The sequence below is a fragment of the Oceanirhabdus seepicola genome (assembly GCF_023684385.1).
Taxonomy (GTDB): Bacteria; Bacillota; Clostridia; order Clostridiales; family Clostridiaceae; genus Oceanirhabdus; species Oceanirhabdus seepicola.
The window spans coordinates 114,484-134,638 of the sequence record NZ_JAGSOJ010000001.1; the positions used below are offsets into that span (position 1 = coordinate 114,484).

26 protein-coding genes and 1 pseudogene are annotated in these 20,155 nt (G+C 28.9%); 3 read left to right on the top strand and 24 right to left on the bottom strand.

What is annotated here, in order from left to right:
• Window positions 1–1,083 (bottom strand): NAD(P)/FAD-dependent oxidoreductase, encoded by a 1,083-nt coding sequence (locus tag KDK92_RS00560; RefSeq protein ID WP_250857071.1) that lies wholly within the window; start codon window positions 1,081–1,083, stop codon window positions 1–3.
• A complete protein-coding gene (locus KDK92_RS00565; RefSeq protein ID WP_250857072.1) occupies window positions 1,080–1,385 on the bottom strand; it encodes a (2Fe-2S)-binding protein in 306 nt (101 codons plus the stop codon). The genes KDK92_RS00560 and KDK92_RS00565 overlap by 4 nt, the downstream gene beginning before the upstream one ends.
• A gap of 190 nt (window positions 1,386–1,575) precedes the next feature.
• Between KDK92_RS00565 and KDK92_RS00570 the strand changes: the two genes are divergently transcribed.
• The gene (locus tag KDK92_RS00570; RefSeq protein WP_250857073.1) at window positions 1,576–2,364 is read left to right on the top strand and encodes a 3'-5' exonuclease; all 789 of its coding nucleotides are present in this window, start codon (window positions 1,576–1,578) and stop codon (window positions 2,362–2,364) included.
• 84 nt (window positions 2,365–2,448) lie between these two features.
• The gene (locus KDK92_RS00575) at window positions 2,449–2,604 is read left to right on the top strand and encodes a hypothetical protein (RefSeq protein WP_250857074.1); all 156 of its coding nucleotides are present in this window, start codon (window positions 2,449–2,451) and stop codon (window positions 2,602–2,604) included.
• Between the two features lie 100 nt (window positions 2,605–2,704).
• Here KDK92_RS00575 and KDK92_RS00580 read toward each other — a convergent pair whose 3' ends face one another.
• The 8 genes from KDK92_RS00580 to KDK92_RS00610 all read right to left on the bottom strand — a co-directional run bounded on the left by KDK92_RS00580 (window position 2,705) and on the right by KDK92_RS00610 (window position 8,601).
• Entirely contained in the window at window positions 2,705–2,929 is a 225-nt protein-coding gene (locus KDK92_RS00580; RefSeq protein ID WP_250857075.1) for a hypothetical protein, read from the bottom strand.
• A 23-nt stretch (window positions 2,930–2,952) separates the two neighbouring features.
• Complete coding sequence (locus tag KDK92_RS00585) at window positions 2,953–3,735, bottom strand: GNAT family N-acetyltransferase (RefSeq protein ID WP_250857076.1); 783 nt, start codon at window positions 3,733–3,735, stop codon at window positions 2,953–2,955.
• Between the two features lie 37 nt (window positions 3,736–3,772).
• A complete protein-coding gene (locus tag KDK92_RS00590) occupies window positions 3,773–4,462 on the bottom strand; it encodes a hypothetical protein (RefSeq protein WP_250857077.1) in 690 nt (229 codons plus the stop codon).
• 23 nt (window positions 4,463–4,485) lie between these two features.
• The gene (locus KDK92_RS00595) at window positions 4,486–4,935 is read right to left on the bottom strand and encodes a ParB/Srx family N-terminal domain-containing protein (RefSeq protein WP_250857078.1); all 450 of its coding nucleotides are present in this window, start codon (window positions 4,933–4,935) and stop codon (window positions 4,486–4,488) included.
• Window positions 4,936–5,102: 167 nt separating this feature from the next.
• Window positions 5,103–6,116: a phosphotransferase gene (locus KDK92_RS00600; RefSeq protein WP_250857079.1), complete on the bottom strand. Its 1,014-nt coding sequence runs from the start codon at window positions 6,114–6,116 to the stop codon at window positions 5,103–5,105.
• A 79-nt stretch (window positions 6,117–6,195) separates the two neighbouring features.
• Complete coding sequence (locus KDK92_RS00605) at window positions 6,196–7,125, bottom strand: phosphotransferase family protein (protein WP_250857080.1); 930 nt, start codon at window positions 7,123–7,125, stop codon at window positions 6,196–6,198.
• Between the two features lie 476 nt (window positions 7,126–7,601).
• A complete protein-coding gene (locus KDK92_RS24355) occupies window positions 7,602–7,730 on the bottom strand; it encodes a hypothetical protein (protein WP_276575845.1) in 129 nt (42 codons plus the stop codon).
• A 40-nt stretch (window positions 7,731–7,770) separates the two neighbouring features.
• Entirely contained in the window at window positions 7,771–8,601 is an 831-nt protein-coding gene (locus KDK92_RS00610) for a class I SAM-dependent DNA methyltransferase (protein ID WP_338115237.1), read from the bottom strand.
• 202 nt (window positions 8,602–8,803) lie between these two features.
• On the opposite strand from KDK92_RS00610, the gene KDK92_RS00615 reads away from it, so the two are divergent.
• The gene (locus tag KDK92_RS00615) at window positions 8,804–9,382 is read left to right on the top strand and encodes a protease inhibitor I42 family protein (RefSeq protein ID WP_250857081.1); all 579 of its coding nucleotides are present in this window, start codon (window positions 8,804–8,806) and stop codon (window positions 9,380–9,382) included.
• Between the two features lie 175 nt (window positions 9,383–9,557).
• On the opposite strand, the gene KDK92_RS00620 is transcribed toward KDK92_RS00615, so the two are convergent.
• The 14 genes and pseudogenes from KDK92_RS00620 to KDK92_RS00690 form a co-directional block, all read right to left on the bottom strand.
• Window positions 9,558–10,616, bottom strand: coding sequence for an alpha/beta fold hydrolase (locus KDK92_RS00620; protein ID WP_250857082.1), 1,059 nt, complete (start codon window positions 10,614–10,616; stop codon window positions 9,558–9,560).
• Window positions 10,617–11,066 carry an aminoglycoside 6'-N-acetyltransferase gene (gene aac(6') / locus KDK92_RS00625; RefSeq protein ID WP_250857083.1) on the bottom strand — a complete coding sequence of 150 codons (450 nt, stop codon included), beginning with the start codon at window positions 11,064–11,066 and terminating at the stop codon, window positions 10,617–10,619. It abuts the gene before it with no gap.
• Window positions 11,067–11,118: 52 nt separating this feature from the next.
• Window positions 11,119–11,739, bottom strand: coding sequence for a non-canonical purine NTP pyrophosphatase (locus KDK92_RS00630; RefSeq protein ID WP_250857084.1), 621 nt, complete (start codon window positions 11,737–11,739; stop codon window positions 11,119–11,121).
• A 125-nt stretch (window positions 11,740–11,864) separates the two neighbouring features.
• On the bottom strand, window positions 11,865–12,692 hold the full coding sequence (locus KDK92_RS00635; protein ID WP_250857085.1) for an MBL fold metallo-hydrolase: 828 nt from the start codon (window positions 12,690–12,692) through the stop codon (window positions 11,865–11,867).
• A 19-nt stretch (window positions 12,693–12,711) separates the two neighbouring features.
• Complete coding sequence (locus KDK92_RS00640; RefSeq protein WP_250857086.1) at window positions 12,712–13,251, bottom strand: ribonuclease FAU-1 family protein; 540 nt, start codon at window positions 13,249–13,251, stop codon at window positions 12,712–12,714.
• Between the two features lie 64 nt (window positions 13,252–13,315).
• A complete protein-coding gene (locus tag KDK92_RS00645) occupies window positions 13,316–13,750 on the bottom strand; it encodes an NUDIX hydrolase (protein ID WP_250857087.1) in 435 nt (144 codons plus the stop codon).
• A gap of 235 nt (window positions 13,751–13,985) precedes the next feature.
• Window positions 13,986–14,768 carry an aminoglycoside adenylyltransferase domain-containing protein gene (locus KDK92_RS00650; protein WP_250857088.1) on the bottom strand — a complete coding sequence of 261 codons (783 nt, stop codon included), beginning with the start codon at window positions 14,766–14,768 and terminating at the stop codon, window positions 13,986–13,988.
• 146 nt (window positions 14,769–14,914) lie between these two features.
• Window positions 14,915–15,463, bottom strand: coding sequence for a GNAT family N-acetyltransferase (locus tag KDK92_RS00655; RefSeq protein WP_250857089.1), 549 nt, complete (start codon window positions 15,461–15,463; stop codon window positions 14,915–14,917).
• 94 nt (window positions 15,464–15,557) lie between these two features.
• Window positions 15,558–16,349 carry a hypothetical protein gene (locus KDK92_RS00660; RefSeq protein ID WP_250857090.1) on the bottom strand — a complete coding sequence of 264 codons (792 nt, stop codon included), beginning with the start codon at window positions 16,347–16,349 and terminating at the stop codon, window positions 15,558–15,560.
• Window positions 16,350–16,514: 165 nt separating this feature from the next.
• Window positions 16,515–17,323 (bottom strand): annotated as a pseudogene (locus KDK92_RS24880) (ABC transporter permease).
• Window positions 17,320–18,213 (bottom strand): ABC transporter ATP-binding protein, encoded by an 894-nt coding sequence (locus KDK92_RS00675; protein ID WP_250857093.1) that lies wholly within the window; start codon window positions 18,211–18,213, stop codon window positions 17,320–17,322. Before KDK92_RS00675 ends, KDK92_RS24880 begins: the two are co-directional and overlap by 4 nt.
• Window positions 18,214–18,341: 128 nt before the next feature.
• Window positions 18,342–18,707, bottom strand: coding sequence for a hypothetical protein (locus tag KDK92_RS00680; protein WP_250857094.1), 366 nt, complete (start codon window positions 18,705–18,707; stop codon window positions 18,342–18,344).
• A gap of 39 nt (window positions 18,708–18,746) precedes the next feature.
• Window positions 18,747–19,292, bottom strand: a complete 546-nt coding sequence (locus tag KDK92_RS00685; RefSeq protein WP_250857095.1) for a hypothetical protein — start codon at window positions 19,290–19,292, stop codon at window positions 18,747–18,749.
• A gap of 92 nt (window positions 19,293–19,384) precedes the next feature.
• Entirely contained in the window at window positions 19,385–19,972 is a 588-nt protein-coding gene (locus KDK92_RS00690) for a histidine phosphatase family protein (protein ID WP_250857096.1), read from the bottom strand.
• Between the last annotated feature and the right edge of the window lie 183 nt (window positions 19,973–20,155).

A 20,155-nucleotide genomic window follows, 5' to 3' on the forward strand; every position in this document is an offset into this window, starting at 1 on the left:
TCACACCTCTCTTTGCTTTTTAAGTCCACTTTTGATTTTATTCCCACTAGGCCCTGAACGTAATTCTTCTAATTGATTAGTATAATCTAATACAAGCTCTTTAAATTTTGGGTGTTGAATTCCTATACTCTCTGATGCATAAAGTCCAGCAAGATATCCCTCAACCATTGCACTACTAGCTTCTTCAACTCCCCCCACATCTCCTGCAGCAAAAATCCCTTTTACAGTAGTTTCATAGTTTAAATAACGAATAGGTGTTTGTCCTCCTAATTCAGGTATATATTTTGTTTTACATCCTGCCTGAAGTAATAATTCGCATAAGGGAGATAAACCTACTGAAATGCACATTACATCTACTTCAAATGTTTTTTCTGTATTTTCTATAAATTGCCACTTTTCGTCTAGTTTGCAAGTTACTACTTTTTCTAAAGAATCCTTACCTATAGCTTCTTTTACTGTACGGCTTGTATATATAGGCACACCCATTCTTCTAACTTTAGATGCATGGACTAAATATCCCCCAATTTTAGGTGCAGCATCTACTATTCCAACAACTTTTACCCCCGCCTGCAGTAGCTGATAGCTCACTATTAAACCAATATTTCCTGCCCCAACCATCAAAACCTTATTACCTGGACTAATTCCATAAACATTCATCAATGTCTGTACTGCTCCCGCTCCGTATATTCCTGGCAAATCATTATTTGGAAAGGCTAGGGCCTTTTCCATTGCCCCAGTAGCAATTATAGTAGCCTTTGGTTTAACTTTTCTATATTTTCCATTATGTTCGTAGGTTATAACTCCATCCTCATAAATTCCAGCTGCTGTTGCCTCATTAAATATTTCAACTTTTTCTTTATATTTAGAAATCTTTTCTAACAATATATGAGGAATATTCAACCCTCTATTAGCTGCATACTGTTTTTTAGAACCGAAAAACATATGAGTTTGTTTTATAAGTTGTCCTCCTAAAATATCACTTCTTTCCAAAAGAAGTACCTTAGAACCACTAGAAGCTGCACTAATTGCTGCACATAAACCTGCCGGTCCTCCGCCAATTATAACTAGGTCAACTTCTTTCATAATAATTCACCTCTTCCATCTTGGCTTCTAACAATCATACCCTCTTCAGCTTTTTTAATACATATTCTTACGTTTGGTTCTTCATTAACAGTCATTAAACATGAAGAACAATTACCTATAGCACAATAGAGTCCCCTTGGTCTGTTCTTGAATAAACTATGGCCAAGAACTTTAACCCCAGCAGAGTATAATGCAGCGGCTATTGTTTCACCTTTATAAGCTTCTATTGTTTTTCCATCGAAATTAAAGCTAATTTTTTCTCCCCTTTTAAAATCGATAATTGGATGTTCTTCAATTCTCATCTACCCACCCCGTATTTAGTTTTTATTGCTTAAATTATATTCATTAATTTCATCAAATATACTGATTTAACAATGTTTAGAGTATTGTATCGATATAATATTTATTGTTATAAAGAATTTTTATTAGGGGATTTTTTTTGTACCTTCAGTGATATACTAAATAGTAATAAATATATTTAGGAGTCTTAAAATGAATTACATAATATTCGATTTAGAATTTAATCAAGCTTTTAATCCAAAAAAAAGAGTTAGAGCTGTCCCAAATGAGAGCTGTCCTTTTGAGATAATACAAATTGGTGCAGTTAAACTTAATAAAAACTTTGAAACAATTTCAAAATTAGATAGATTTATAAAACCTGAAATATATAAAGATATTCATCCTTTTGTAAGAAGAATGACTGGTATAAGGATTGAACAATTAAATAATGCAAAATCTTTTAAGGATGTTTTTAAAGAATTTGTTGACTTTATTGGTGATGATATTCCTATATTATGTATTTGGGGAATGGGGGATATGAAAGAATTATTCAGAAACGTAGAATACCATTCATTAAATAAATCCTTAGTTCCTAAAAAATATATAAATATACAGTTTTTCGCTTCTAATTATTTTAACTGTCCTAAAGGATGTAATATTGGTCTTAAAAACGCTGTGGAAATGTTACACATTCCTCATACAAATGAATTTCATAATGCTTATAATGATGCATATTTTACAGCAGAAATTTTTAAAGTAATACATACAAAAAAAATCGAACCTAAAGAATATAATATAGCTAAATACTTGAAAAAGAAGAGAGAAAATAATATAAAAGAAATAATCGATTACTCTAAACTGTATTTACAATTTGCAAAAATGTTTGAACGAGAATTAACTAAAGAAGATAAATCAATGATTAAGATGGCCTACATTATGGGAAAAACTCATCAATTTGTGATTGATGGAACTGAAAGTAAAGAAGATCAGATAAAAAAATAATAAAACTGGTTTTTGAACGCATAAAACAGTAATAAAAGTACAAACTATATATGAGGATTTAAGTTAATAACGGAGGTGTTTATAATGAAATCAATCAAAAATTTCAGTGATCTTCCAGCAAAGAAAAAAGGTTGTAGAACAGAAGAACATCGTTTTTCTAAAAACCAAATAGTTAAAACTATACAACAACCTGCAAAAAACGAGAGTGGCATTGAAGCAGAAAGAAAAGGTTTTCATTAAAATTATCTACCCTTAAACTGATATGATTTTGAAATAAATGCAAAATAAAATAGACATATTCATTTTTTATAAATGAATATGTCTATTTTTCACTTAAGATTTACCTTTCATTCCCATGCTTAAAGTTACCTGTTATCTTAGCTAACACCAGTTGTATTTGAAAGTCATCTTTTCCATTTATCTTTGAAGTAAAATTCTTAGTTTCTTTCTCGTTTAATATCTTTATCCTTCTGTTTTCAAAATATATAAATGTCTTATTCCCCTTTGTAATTTTATAACTAAATGGTTTTTCTTTTAATCTATCTCTTTTATCTATATTACTCAAATAATTCCTCTCCCTATAACATGTTATATATTGTTTTCTACTTCACAAGCCACAAATTTCCCGTATTCCTTAAATCCAAGCTTTTTATAACAATTAATTGCTGGGAAATTATCAACTTTTACATTTAATCCAATAAATTTTATTTTATTTTTAAGACTATTTGATAGTGCATCCACAACCTTCACACCATATCCTCTTTTTCTATAGTCAGGATGTGTTGTTACATGTGCTACCGCAGCGACTTCATATTCTTCAGAATAAGCATGTATACCTGCAAAACTTATTAGTTTTCCATCATCATATACTCCAAAGTTTTCGTTCAACTTTACCAATTCATCATCGAGCCATGCCCCTGGATAACTTACAGAAATTAGTTCTTTAATATCATTTAGCTCCTTAAACCCAAGTCTTACAACTCCCTTACTCTCTATCGGATTATAATCGCTTAACCCCATATTCATATATTCCTCTAGTTCAGAGATATTATTTTGTGAAAATACCTCATCTAAAACCTCTCTATTGATGTGAGTATAGAATTTTGCTGGTAGAAATTGTTTTATTCTTTTAATTAGTTCTATACTATTCTTTTGATTTTCAAAACTAGCAGCAAGTAACACTGGTATTCCACAATTAGTGTTTAACATAGCAATTTCTTTAAGTTCTGAATCATCAAATAATCCAAAGCAAATAACATTTTGCCATTCTTTTTGTGATAAGTTATTAAATTGATATACATAATTATATCTTGTTTTATTTTTTAGAAATTCGTAAACTATACTTGAATCATGAACAATTCTCATTTCCATAGTTGCCTCTCCTTTTTGTCTACTTTTTTTATTTAGTCTATTTTTTCTTCTTAATCAGTTTAACTAACTTCGAAAATATTCCAGCTAACAAATACCATTCAATTATGATCATAAATAAAATTAAAATCAATATTACTATGTTTGTTCTTGCTAAATCACTTGGAACTCTAGCATAAAAGTATGTTATCTGTGTAAAGCTAAGAATCCTACGTAAAACAAATACATCAAGCTTAAAGAATAAAAACGTGAATATTGAAATTGGTATTCCAAATCCATCAAAATATAAGTCAAATACATTGCGCAAAATACTTAATGATATTGGTAATGCTGTAGTACCACCATATAATCCTGTAATATAGTCTAAAACAATATAAGGAATAGTTGTGATTCCAATAATAAAAATTATCATTCTTAGTTTATTAACTTTAAATAATCTTTTTAGAATTCTCTTAAACTCATCTTTATTACAATAATAATTTATAATTGATAATGTGAAGTATGTTATAAATAATGATATTATTGTAATCAAAGAAACATCTATTGAATGAAACCACCTACCCTTATAAGATATTAGTCCTTTGAAAAATCGTACAAAAGTATAATAGATTAATTGAGGTGGAGCATCACAAACGAACTCCCTTATGGGTACTATAGGAAGAAAAATGTATATACATAAAGTTGTCATTGCTTTTCCCCAAGTGAGTCTGAAAACTTTTTTAATATCCATATAACACTTCCTTGAATTATTTTTTAACTAACTAAGTATTGTTCAAACTGTTTAATATTATCTTCGCTATCACTTTCCCAAATAATTGCCCAACATTTATGGATGTTCTCTCTTTTCATAGCCTCTATACGATGATTACCATCATTTACAACTAGTTTCCCTTCAGTATTTTGAACAATTAATGGCGGCATGTCCCATCCATTACGTATAAGCTTTTGAAACTTCTCTATCTGCATTTCCCAAGATTCAGGTGAATTAAAATATTGCATTTCAGGTTCTGGACCACAGCATCTTGATAATTTATCAAGTTCAATAAATATAGGTCCTATCCAATATCTTTTCTGAATCTTTAATCCTTCGGAAAAAGCTTTATTATTTCCAACAGAATTTAGAAATAAGTGAACCCATTTTTCAATTTCTCCCCTTTTAGAAAACTCAATAGCTTCGTCAACGTTAAATAATAATTTATCCATGTTTTATCTTTAGTGAGGGAGAGTATTACAAGTACCAAGCCCTCACTAAAGTTCACCTCCTTTTGTTATATACACTTTTTAGTGTTTAATAAGTTATAAGTTTCCTTTATACAATGACATGTACCATTTTGTATAAAGCTTATGTTCATAATCTCTTCCTACTGTTATTAAATCTCATTATTTAGCCATTTTTCTAATTCAGAAATCATATCTGCATAACGTATAATCTCCTTTATTGTTCCTATTACTTGCTCAGTCCCCATCTGCTGTTCTTCTTTGTCTGTGCATTCAATCCATAAAGAACGTTTTAAACTATATTCCAGCCAGCCAAATTTGCCTAAGAAACCACTTACTAAGACCTTTCTCCAATTTGCTTGTAGTGTTCCGTATCTCTTTTTATATCCACCTATAAAAGCCAAAAATCTTTCTTTGTCAATGTTTCCCATTTCATTTTCAGACCAGTAAATAGCTGTTTTAGTCAATTCTTGCATAGGATTTATATAGCCCGCTGCCTCCCAATCAATAATAATGGGATTGGTTTGGTTCCACATGACATTTTTAGGGTCTGAATCCCTATGGCTAATAACCATATCTGATGCAAGGAATCCTGCTGATTTATTTGCCTGAGCATTCCAATCGTAAAGCTTATCAATGATTTCAAGCAGCAGGTTAATCCACACTGTATTATTTTCTTGTCCTTTTTGCAAATAGTAATTCCAATCTGTTATCTGTGCATTATCTGACCAATCATTAATTATGCCTAACTCTGAAAAATCCGTCATATGTATATCTGCAAGAATAGCACCTATTTTTTCACAATGGACTATATTGATTTCATTCGGTTTCAGACTTTTACCATCTACCCAATCGAACACAAGATAGAATTGATTGTCTATTTCTTGCATGAAAGTGCCATTAAATTTTTTAGCTGGAAGAGCAGGTATATTCTTTGATGCAATATTGACAATTCGTTCTGAATCCATAAAGTGCTGCATTGCCACAGGTCTAAGCATTATTTTAGGGTTTAATGCTTTAATTGCATATTTCCCTTGCGTTGTTTCAATAGCATACATTCTGTGTAAAAAACCACCGGGTATTGCTTTAGGCATACCCAATATATCTCCAAGTTGCAAAATATTACACAATTTTTCAAATTGTAAATTGTACTGTATATCACTCATTTTTTTACTCCTTTCTACGTTTTATGTGAATTATATAAATAACTCCTTATTTCATCTTAGATAAATTAATTTTTTAATGTTAAATATCTAAAGATATAAGATAATCTTTAACAGAATCATATGATTTTTTCCTACCTAGCTTAGTAAAAAACCTTAAGCTATCTAGACCTTTACAGTAGGTGGCACAAAGAAATCTTTCTCTGAAATTAGGCACATTAATACCTTTTGCTTCATAATATTCTTCAAACATCTTTAGTAAATTATATTTTGGAGACTGAAATTGCATATGCAAAGTAGCTATATCAAAAATATAATCACCATACATTACATTTCCCCAATCGATAATACCAGTTACTTTATTAGTATCAGAAATAATATTACCAAAGTGGCAGTCCCCATGAATAAGGTATCTCTCCGATTCACAATATTGGGATAATTGAAGCATTTTTTCATATAACTCTTGGAATACATCATATTCTAAGAAACTATTTTCAAATAAATCATACCAATCCTTCCAAAAACCATCCTGATCCTTTTTAAAGAATGCTACAAGGTATTCATACCATGAGTCATAAAGTCCATTACCTGAAGGATTTATCCAACCATAGCCCTTATAGTTTCCTAAATCTACTGAGTGCATTTTTGTAATAGACTCAATGAGATTAGGCATTATTACATACAATTCATTTGCACTTAAAGTATTTATTGTTTTTCCTATTGCTTGTTCAGATATTGAAAAGAATGTATTTTGGAGACTTCCAATCTCTAAAATTTTAGGTATAGATAAGCCCTGATGCTCAAATTTTTCATATAAAAAACGCTCAACTTCAAACTCTTCTTTTCTCTTACTGAAACGAATAACATAATATTTATCCGAGTGATTAAATAAATAAACTTGCTTCAAATTTCCTTCTACAACAGCTTGTAATCCTTGTACTTTGGAACCAAAATACTTTTCTAAGAGATTATCTACCTGAACAATATTTATTTCTGGTTTAATGTTTAGCATTGAATTTAACCTCCTTTACACTGATTTTTTGAAAAATAAAAGGACTTGGCCAACAGCAATTGTCCAGGTCCTTTAAATATCAAAACTATACATATGATTAAGTTTCTTGGAATATAAAAATAAAGGCTGCACATCAAGTACAGCACTAAAGTTTCTTATATTCCAATTGTAACCTTTTAAAATCTTACATAAATATTCTTAAGCAAGAATTCATCAGTATACTTGAAAGGACTATAAATGCTGTTGTTCTATATTCTGAAAATCATAAATTTACTCATCACAAATAAAAACTTTTCACATACTTTACATTCCTTAAACTAGTAATGAAAGTACTAGAAAGCACAATAAAATAACTAATAATTCATTAAAATAATGATTATTAAACTTTTATAATATTTATTTGTAATACATTATTGATTTACTTACACAGAACAACTATTGTCATTGGTAGTCTCCTTTCAAATTAACAAGCATATTTAAATTATACCATTATGATAAATTATTGTAAATATATTTTCAGTAAATGCATATGCACCAATATAAATTGCATTATATGTTGTATCTTTTATATCCATATCTAGAAAGTATTTTTTTAGCCTTTTCATAAATAGTTATTTACCACCTCAATTATTTTTCATGGAATTTTTATTTTATTTTTTCAGCTAAAAAGATAGCCCTATTACTTTCATCATTATATTTTTCACCATTTCTATTTCCAAATAAGTTAATAATTTTAAAGTTATATTTGTGCAACCATCCTTTAATCTCGTCTGCCGTAACAGGATGTTTTCTACTTTTATATTCAAATACTGATTCCTCACTATTTTTAGATATATATAATTTATGACTATAATGAAGAATGTTATTTTCATCATCAAAACTATGATTTTTTAATGTATAGCGTCCTAATGTGCCATCACTACATTCTCCTTCAAATATAGTTCTTTCATTAACAAAATCACTTTTACCCCAATTACCTTTGTAATCATTGTTATCAATAAATAATAATCCTCCAATTGGAAGTGCCTCGAATGCTTTTTTTATACATCTTTCTTGAGACTCTGCTGATGGTAATTCATAAAATGCATTACCTCCCATAATAATCAAATCGTATCTATATCCCCAATTACTCTCTAAAACATCTTCCTGTCTAAGAGTTATTCTGTCTCGTACTTCATAATCAAGATGATTAACTTTATTAATTGCCCTATTAAGCATGTTGGGTGATAGATCTAACCCACATATTTTATGTCCTTCCAATGCAAGTGGAATAAGTATTCTACCTGTCCCACAAAAGCACTCTAGAATATTAAGCTGCCCCTTATAATTAATTAGTTCCTTAATTAACTGAATATCATCTGTTGTTGTTTCAAATAAATCATATAATTCTGCTATAATATCATGATTATAACTTTTAGAATTTAAAACTTCTATAGTAAATCTCCTCCTTAAACTAAAAACAGTTAATGTATTAATATACTAATTATTACATTAACTATTATTTAAATCAAAGTAGAAAACAGTTATAATCATTCTCTACTTAAGTAAACTAAAAACATTATATTTTTAATGAGCTTTAATTAAGAATTGTGGAGCATGTATAACTATTACAATAATTCTTACGTATATAGTATTATATAGAAGTGTTCATAATAATTACTAAAATGGGGTGAGTGAAATGAAAAAACTATTTATCATATTATTAATTATGTTTTTTTTACTAAGTATTGGTTGTGGTCAATCTCAAAATCAAATTCAAAAAGATGTGAAAAAACTTCTTGAATATGATTTCTCATATAATGATATATCTAAAATAAACAATAAGTTATGCAATCAAAAATATTCATACACAACAAAAGCTAATAAAAAAATAATTTCCGTAATAACTTTAGATAACGGAAAAGCTCATGTTAAAGAATATGAAGTTTTTGAAGATGGAGTTATAGATATAGAGATTCCAAGCAAACAATTTATAATTTCATTTCATGCAAATAGTACTGTATTATATACATGGAATATAAAAAATAGTAATGATTTAAAAATGAATGAAATTATCGAAATTAAAAATAAAGATAAGATAAAAATTCCTTTTGAATCTAATGATGTAGATGGAGAAAATTACGATAGAGAAAATTTTCTATTTGAAGCAAAAAAAGAAGGAACTCAGAAAATAATATTCAGATATGAACATAGTGAAAATTCAGAGGCATTAAAGGATGAATATTTTGAAATAATAATAAATTTAACAGTAAATTAATATAACAAAGTTTAGTGATTCATAAGAACCACTAAACTTTAATTATTTTTTTACTGTAGCTACCCAATATTGACATTTCTATGCTGAATGAATCTCTTCTTCGCATTCTATTAAATCTTTCCAGAATATTGGTGTAATAGTTCATAACTTATAACCTCATTCCATATGCTAGTTACTATTTTAATTCATGAGTATTCTTAATTCTCACCATTAATTTTGTAAACTTATCAACTTCATCGAATTGTGGAAAGTGTGCTGAATCTTCAAACCATATAAATTCCTTATATGGTGCTTGCAGCTTATTATAGTACTCTTCTACAAGAATTGATGGAGTATTATAGTCATATCTCCCCCCACAGAAATATACCGGAACTTTGATGCTAGGCATATCATTTATGAAATTTAAGTCTTTATTATGTCCCCACATAGTATCAGCAGTAAATTTACTTCCTAATGCTAATTTTATTCCATCTATGCCCCTATACTCAGGTGAAAATATACATCCAACTATGATATCCTTTAATGTATTTACTTGTTTTTCAACACCATTATATCTGGTTAATATTTTTCTCTGTGCAACTGTATCTTTTACAGCTTCTGAATAAGGTGGTACCCCTATTTTATCTAGTATTTCAATTGACTTAATGTCATTATTCTCTTTAGCTTGATCATACACATAATCATACGCTATAATTTCTCCTTTAGTACCGTCTACAACTTGTCCTATACCTATATATGCTTTAATTTTTTCTGGATATTTATCTACTACAAATAATCCAAGTTCGCTTCCCCAAGAATGTCCAACTAAATAAACTGAATTCTTATTTAGTTTTTTACATAGATAATCTATGACTTCATTTGTATCCAAAACAAATTGTTCTCGTGTCATGGAGTTTTCATTTATATTTGCTGAATATGATTTCCCTGCTCCTCTCTGATCCCAGTTTACTACAACAAAATCTTCCTCTAGCTTATTTTGATACTTCCGTGCAAAACTAATCTGAGGATAACCAGGACCACCATGTAAAAATATAAGAATTGGATTATCCCTGTCAGTACCTCTAATTAAAAGAGCTTGCTCAATTCCTCCAATTTCAACCATCTTGAGTTCACTGATGCTATTTTTATTATTAGAAGTTGTTTTATATTTTGGCGTTCGTGATGGTAAAAACAATATTAAAGGTACGCCTATTAACATAATTAATACTACAATTTTTAATAATTGTCTTTTCATTTACTCTTTTATCTCCTTAATAAAACAAATAATACGATTAGCCTCTTTAAATCCTATCTTCTTATGAAAATCATAACTAATAGTATTGTCATATTCGATATCTGAACCCATCTGGCAACACCCTTTTGATAATGCCCATTGTTCACCTTTTTTAACTAGTTCTCTGGCAATACCTTTCTTTCTATAGTTTGGTTTAACATAAATCCCCTCAACATAACCAACAGGACTTGAGTCAGAGCCTTCTACATAATCACGTCTGATAGCAACATGAATAAATCCTATGTTCTCACCTTTAACTTGATATAAAAATACTTCATCATCCTCTGATTCTAACAGTTCCGTAAACTCTTCTTTCAGTTCATCAACTGTATCTTCTGGCCATAAATCTAATGCCATTGAAACTAAATCCTTTAAATTCTCTATATGTGCCTCTACAATTTTATTTTTCATATTTATTTCCCCCTCAGAACAATAATTGTATCTATATAAATTCACCTATGTATTATTTATTTTGTAACTCGTACCAATCACCAAATTTTTTCATACAAGTAATTTCCTCTAACCTTTGATATTCAACAAAATCCTCTTCATTAAACTCAGCAATTGTTTTATCAAAATTTTTTGGCTCAAATATGTACCATAGTTCGGACCACTGGTTTTCTTTTTCTTTCCCTCTTATAGAATGTGAAATCATACCAGGGGATTTGCTTTCAAAAAATCTAATTTCTATTCCATCATAATATGCCAAACACTCTCTAAATTCACAATATCTATCCTCTATACCTTCCATAAGTTTTATTATGCCCTTTATTCCTATGGTTTCTAGCATAGGATTTACGTATGCCCTTGGGAAACCATTCCATTCCCTTATAAAGAATCCCGCATCCAATGCTATGCATGGTTTCTTAACAATATTATAAGCTTGTATAACTTTTTGCTTAGCAATCTCTTTTAAATCATCACTTCTTGGTTCTATTAATTCAGCATTATAAGGTAACACCTTTATATTTTTTAAATTTTCTTGGGCATAAGCAATCTTTCCTTTATTAGTTGTTACAAAAATAATTTCTTGCACCCCATTTGAACCCTTATTATCTGATGTTTTTATTAATATATCTTTCATTTGTATCCTCCAATTTTTTTCGCATCTTGTAATAATCTTCAATTTTGACTTCAACATTACCTATCATTTTTTCAGGAATTGAGTTCACGTAATTTTTTCATACATCATTTACTCTAATCTATCAATTATCTATATTCAAGTTCTGAGCCTACTCCTAATTCTTCTACAGTTGCTACTTTAGATAAGGCTATTTTTGATTTCAAATCTGTACAGTGACAAGGATGTAATGATTTAGGGTTTAGGTTCTTCATATATTCTATAGTCCCATCTATTTGTTCTTTAGAAGGATTTAATAAATGTAATCCTCCAATTATATCAACTACTCTATCATCCTTACATATCTTTTTAGCATGTTCAACAATATTACAAATACCCGAATGAGAACAGCCAACAATAATAACTAATCCTTCAGTAGATTTATATACCAATGCTGTATCATCCATTAAATAATCATCTTTTTCACCATGGGATTCAAGAATTTTACCAATTGGTTCTTTGTTCTCAAAGTTGTACTTCCGTTCTATTTCACCTAAGAAAACCAAACTATCCGTAATCCATACAACTTCTTTTGATAGTTCAAGTTCAAAATTATTGGATAATTCTTGTTCAGAAACTATTGTCCCAAAATCAGCTCCTATTGGAGATATTCTAGATAAAAAAGCTTTATTGTGAGCAATTATTTTCGGTCTCTCATTTTTTATGATTCCTTTTTCTCTATATAATTTAATTAAGTGTTGAAGTCCCCATGTATGGTCACTATGTCCATGGGAAATAGCAACATAATCTAATTCTTTTAAATTAATTTCCATTTGTTCAGCATTTTCAATAAATAAATTTGAATATCCTGTATCAAATAATATTTTTTTATTATCATCTTCAATATAAAATGATAATCCCCACTCTCCATATGAATCACATAACGTATTATTATCTACTAAAACTTTTAATTTCATTGTTCTTACCCCTCTTCCATTAATCTAAAGAAATCATAAATTCCAAATACCTCTTACACATGTTTAACAATTCAATCTTATTTTCACTTATTTGTTCAATAAGATTATTAGCTTCAAAATAAGCTAAATCATATTGTTCTTTGGTAATATCGTTATCTTCTAAAGCTTCTTTAAGTTCATCTTCATCAAGTAATAAAATTTCACCTGTTGGAAGTAATACAACATCAAGATATAAATCATCATAATATGGTATTCCAGAAGGATTGATTTTATTTCCAGTACAAATATCAAAATAAAGTTGTACAATTTCATGTTTTTCATTAAACATTGTAGTTAATGCATAATTCTTGTCTTTTGGAAAGTATTGTGTCCATATAAAGCCATCATTAGCTAAACATAAGCGCTTACCTCCTACATCAATAATCAATGGTTCTCTTACCTTATCAATATGAGTGATTGATAAATACCCATTTAATTCTTTATTTTCTATGTGAGTTATATTAAATCTTTTTTCCAGAACTCTTGTCCAGTTCGGCCGATCTGCATATTTTCTTTTCATATAATTTTCCTCCAAATTTATTGCCCTTATTATAAAAGTTTAACTTCCATTTTGCATAGCGCTATTACCACCCAAAATCTGTGAACTTACTTCCTTCCTGATATTTCCTAATTGCTTCTTTAATATATGCAACCATATTATAAGGTAAGTTATCCAAATCAAACCATTCCAATAAATCACATTTATTTGGTTCCATATTCTTTATTTCACCAGACCACTGTTTTGCAACAAAAAAATAATCTATTCCTTCTCTATCAACATTCTTTCTATGCATTACTTGAATTGGTTCTATTTGATTTTTATAAATAGTAATTCCTGCTTCTTCCTTTGCTTCTCTTATCATAGCATCTATATAATTTTCATCTCCATCAATATGTCCTGCAACAACGCTAAAATTACCATCTTCATATCCAGTATTAAATCTTCTTAATAACAAGATACTTCTATCTTTTATTAAAAATAAATGTACCGCTACTGGCATTGTAAATCTCTTTTTCATTAATTTATCCTCTTTTCATTTATTCTCATAAATACACTGAATTCTACTTAAAAACTCTTATTCAATATGCAACAATATTATAAAATTTCTAATAATTCCTTTAAATTCGATATTCTTATCATTTTTGAATATAAATCTAGAGGCTTATTACAATTAAAATATATCTATATTCTACCATACACTTTTTTTATAAAAAATACATTCCAGTTACAATTAATGGAATGTATTGAATCCTTTAACTTATATATAGATTGTTGTTTACATATGAACGAGTGAATTTTATAATTTCTAAAGTTTCTTCAAGATTATCAAAAGGCAAATCATTTTTCCATCTTAAAGCTTTTTCAATTAACACTTCCCATCTATTATTGAAAGCATTTTGTGCCCATTCTGCTGCATTCTTCTTCGAAACCACGTTTCCATATTTAAACATATTTAAGATTCTACACATTGTTAGAATAGCATAGACTTGATATTCCCTTTCTTCTAAAAGATTAGGATTCAAGAGCATTGGTGCCCACCACTGATTCAGTATTTTCAAGCTAGCTTGTTGTAGTTCCGAGGATGCAATTGAATCCATAAAAGACTGTGGATTAGGTCCCTCTATAATAATTCCATATTCCCTGAGTGTATATCGTTCAAGAACCCATTCGTATCCGTAATGTTCTAAAGAAAATTCCCGTCCATTAACATATGGACGTGGCTCAGTAGGTGGTATTTTACTGTGTAATAAATCTTTTGAAACATATGAGCCTTCTAACTTATAAGCCCATTTATTTTCCTTTCTTAAAATACCATTATGCATTTTTCTCAAAGAATTAAATAACTCCTGAGAAACCATATCTTTTGTAACCACAAGAAAGTCAATATCACTGCTCTTTGGGTCAAAATCTCCTAGAGCAAGAGAACCATGAATATATAACCCTATAAATTCATCTTTTAAAATATCCTTTACTTCTCTTTTGAGCAATTCTATTAATGTGTAAACGTCTTTATATTTTAATAGTTGCTTATTCATTTTAAATATACCTCACTAGTTACCTTTTTGATGACACATTATACTCTTCTGGATAATATAATCCATGAAAAAAGTCGATATGAACATGATAGTTTGTCCAATTTTTAATTCCTCTATCTATGCCGGAACTTTTCTCACCTAATTATTTATAAATTTTTAAAATATAATAGTCTTTCAGTTTTTACTTCTTTATTATCTATAATTTCATTTTTCATGAACTTCTCAGTTAATTTAAATCCAAGTTTTTCTACACATCGTTGAGAATTTATATTTTCTGGCTTTACTGTTGCACGAAGTCTTGAATAATTACCATCTAACTTTAACAGTTCGATTAATTTATTCATTGCAATAGATATTAATCCACGGCCCCAATAATCTTCATTTAGTGCATATCCGATTGTTAGAGTACTTGGATCTTCTTTTTTTAGAAATCTAATAACTCCAACTAGTTTTTCGGAATGTATCTCACAAATCCCTAAATATAAATTATTTCCCTCTTTAATTCGTTGATTAATTACTTCTATAAATTCATCTGTATCTTTTATAGAAGTATGAGTCTTTCTTGTAACATACTTTGCTATTTTTTCATTACTGTATATTTGAAAAAGATCTTCTTTGTCATCATTTTTGATGTAGCGAATTAGAAATTCATCTGACATTTTTATTGGCAACTGATTATGTATCATACTTAACATACTATTCTCCTCCTATCACCCTACATATTTGATTGTTTTCATATATCACTTTCTCTTTTGTAAAACTTTTTTGACCATTCTTTTAAGTGTAGTACTATTCCCTTGCGTCATCAGTAAATTCAATACTTAAAAGACGAGTTTTAGTAACAAATCCAACACTTTCTAAAGTCATTTTTGAATTTTCATTATAGTACCAACAACCACAAATAGGAATCTGATTGTTTTCATAACACCACTTTTTCAAATTGAATATTATGGTTCTTCCAATACCTTTTCTTCTATATAATTCATTTGTATACATACCTATACTAGTAAAACCCTTTAGAACTCTTCCTTTTTCAATTATTCCAGCACCAAGTAATATATTATCCTCAGTAAATATGAATATTTGATTATTGTCTACTTGTTCCTCTAGCTTATCAAAAAAATCTCCGCTAACTTTTTTAATCTCTGATATATCTTCTTTATTAGCAATTCTAAAATCCCCATTTTTATATAATTTTACACTTGTATCAACTTCTTTATTATCTTGAAAGAAATATGCTTGCTTTTTAACTATTTCACTTTGATCTAAAGCCAAACTTAAAAGTAACTCATCACTAGTAGTCACAAATGCAGATTCAATTGTGAATTCTTTAAGTATAGATTTGAAAATATCTTGACCATATTTTAAATACTTGAAGCTTATATAAAATTGAGTTAGTAATTTTCCTTCATAAATTGCACAATATCCAATTGAATCTATGGTATCAGTAATTAAATAAAACTCAGAAGCAACAATATGGTCATCTAAGAAGGAATCAAATGGTGAAGATAATGTATTGATATATTCCTGCATTAATAAATTAATATCTTCCATTTTACAAGGCTTAAATTGAAATTTCATAATGTATTTACCTCTCCATCAATAAAATTTTTTAAACATGTAATATTTTCTTATATTTATGAATATTTTACCATGAATCATATTTAAAACAAAACTCTCATTTATATTTCTAAATGAGAGTTTTGCATTATATAAGATGATAATTGAAATGATAATAATATTAAATTACAAAAACACTGTTCCTAAAATAAAAGGGATTAGTGCTCCTAATGCCCACAATTTATTTTTAGACTTTGAAGTATTGTTATTATCTAACCTAAAAAGATAACCACTTAATATAAAACTTATTACGCCGCATAATATAAGTATACCAAGAGAAATCATTGGATTAAATGAATGCTGTCCATTTTCTACTAATGCTTGATAAGCATCCATTGCATAAGTCGTAGGAAGCAGCCTTCCAAAACTTGTAATTGACTCTGGCAAAGCATTAGTTGGCATCATTAGTCCCCCAATAAGCATTGAAGGAAGAAATATTACCTGTGCATAAAGTACTGTTACTGAAGTATTATTTGCTATTACTCCTATAAAAGAGCTATCCCTGTACATACAATAACCGTAGCAAGAAAAACAAGAATTAATCCCCCAATATTACCTGGTAACTTAGCACCAAACAAAACTGGAGCACTTAAAAGGATTATTGCTGTCACAATAATTGTATGAAAAACAGTTGAAAGTGTTGGTATTGCAAGCATTGATAATTTTGATACACCATTAATTTTATAACTTCTAAAGATACCATTATTTCTTGATGTAACCAAAACATTAGGCATTCCCAAGATAGCACTCACCAATATCCCAAATATCATCATTGAAGGTATAAGAATGTCACCATATTGTGGATTTAATTTAGGCATTATCCCACCCATTACTAAATAGAAACCAAGGGGAAATAGATAATTCATAAGCAATAATGTTTTATCTCTAAGACCACCCTTTAAATCCATTACAAAATGTGTTATAAAAGACTTCATAGTGCACCTCCTACAGAAGTTATTTCAAGGAATCTTTCCTCTAATGATGGTCGCTCTACTCTTAAATCAATAAGACTATCTCCCATTATATCAATTAAATTAATTATTTCTGTTACCTTCCTACCAGGATTATCTGAATAAAAAATATAGTATTCATCAACCAATGTACCTTCAGCCTCTTCAAGACTTTTTCCAATTGTTCGAACAGAAATTTTAGTTTCAGTTGAACCAGAAGCTGTTATTTCCTTTGGAGTACCAATAGTCACAAGTTTACCTTTTAATAGAATGGCCATTCTATCTGCCATTTTCTCTGCTTCTGCCATATCGTGAGTTGCAAGAAGAATTGTTGTTCCTTGATTCTTTAATTCATTCATCAATTCATGAAGTTCCACTCTTGATTGTACATCCAATGACGCAGTAGGCTCATCTAAAATAAGCACTTTGGGATTATGAGCAACTGCTAGGGCTAATACTAATCTTTTCTGTTCTCCACCTGAAAGAGTATTAAAATAAGTATTTGCCTTGTCCCACAATCTCATTCTTTTTAACAGATCATATCTTGGTTTTATGCCATGATATGATGAGAATAATCTCATTGATTCTTTTACAGTAATTGTGGTTGGTAATGCTGAGGACTGAAGTTGTACCCCTATGATATCTTTCAATTTCACACTATCTTTTGATGGGTCTATCCCCATAATTTCAATTTTTCCTCCATCAGGATTCCTTAATCCTTCAAGACATTCTAATGTACTGGTTTTACCTGCTCCGTTGGGTCCAAGAATACCAAAAATCTCCCCTTTTTTAACTTCAAAACTAATTCCATTTACCGCAGTATAGTCACCGTAGCATTTTGTGAAATCAACAACTTTAATTATTTCTTCACTCATTTAACTCCCCCATTTATTATTTAGTTCAATACTCTTCCTTATTTTTTATATTAATCAATATTTTACCATATATTGTTTCAAAAAGAAAACTCTCATTTCTAATGATGAGAGTTAATTATTATTAAAATCTACTCAGTTAAAAAATCTAATTGTTCTTCTAAAATATTCTGACTTTTACCAAACTCTATTGCTTCTTTCCAAGTATTTCTATCATTCTTATCAATCTCAAATTTCCTACCTTCAAAAATAGCTACAATTGTATTGTCCTTCCAAAAGTGACCATACCAATTATATCTCATATTATCTTTAAATATTTCAAAATCACTATATGGTACTTCAATCCAGAACATATGCCACCGTCCAACTGTTCCTTTATCATCTAGTGGTAAGTTGTCTTTTGTAAGTTTAAATTTAAAACATTTATACTTATTTAAAATTGTAGGATCTTTTAAACCTTCAGAAATAAAACAGCCTTTCCAATATTCTGTTCTCATTATTTTTCCCCCTTCTTAATATTATGAAAACATAAAACATTACTTAACCTTCACTATAAACTCTGTTTTTACAGAAATATTCTTTTCTTGTTTTTTATCCAATGAAAAAGCTGCGTATGCGGTAAATGAATATTCTCCATTTGGTAGTTTTAACTCTTTCTCTGAATTATACTGTTTCCAAAAATCAGCTTTTGGATCATCAGCACTATATCCTCTACTTTTAAAAAATGGAAAAGTATATATTTCACCTTTCTTAAGAATAGTTCTCTTTAAAATATCTAAAGTCAATCCCCTATTATAATATTCCTGTCCTTTTAATATTGTAAAGTAAAAGTATGGTTCTCCAGACCATATAGTAATAGTATCTTCTTCTCCTATATACTCAAAAGTTGAATACATTTTGATTTCTTCATTCTCATTGAACTCTAACTTATTAATATATGTAGTAACTCGAAAATCTTCATTCTCGCTAATAAATTCCTGATATTCCGGATTTTCTAAATTATCATTTTTCTGAGAAACCTTATTAGATGAACAGGATACTAAAATTAATGCAATCATAAAAATTGTTAAATATCTCTTCATTCTTAATCCACTCCAGTTGTGCTCTTAATATTTGACTCATTTAGTCTTATAATTTCCTACTCTCTATCTATTAAATTTAAATTTATAATCTCTTAAATAACAGAAAATATCTCTCCATCAAGTCTTGTTTCCACTATACTCTTAACAACCTCATCACTATCCAATATTATCGATATAATTGCAGGCATCTTAAGATTTTTCCAAAAGTGATAATCACATGTTTTTTCATAATAGTTTAATAATACCCCTAGAAATGTTCCATGTGTTCCTATCATAATCTTTTTCCCTTTATTATCTCTTATAATTTCTTGAATAACTTTAATTCCTCTATCTTGAACTTCTCTAAGAGATTCACCATAATTTAATTTATAATCAAAATCATCCCACTGCTTCATTGCAAATGAGTCAAAATCATCAATAAAACAATCTGATACCTTACGTTCTCTCAAATCATCTAATATTTGAATTTCAAATTCTCTATATTCAGCATAAAGCTTAATAGTATCAATTGCCCTTTTATATGGACTTGAGTAAATTACATCAATTTCTTTACTCTTCAAAATATTTAATACATCATTTCTTTGTTCTTCCCCTTCCTTTGATAAGGCTCTTTCCTTATCCTCTGGTGTATATTCTACTTTTGCATGTCTAACCATAATAAGTTCTGTGTATTCTCCCATAATTTCTTCTCCTTATAAACTCTATTTATAGTAATTTTTGTAACCATAATTTTTGCCGTAATTAATTAACTTGTCTATATTTTACCATATATCTTTTTAAAAAATAATACATTCCCTTTCTATGAAAGAGAATGTATTGTTAGGCGGAGAAATAATCAATATAAATATTGTTGACTTCTTTTG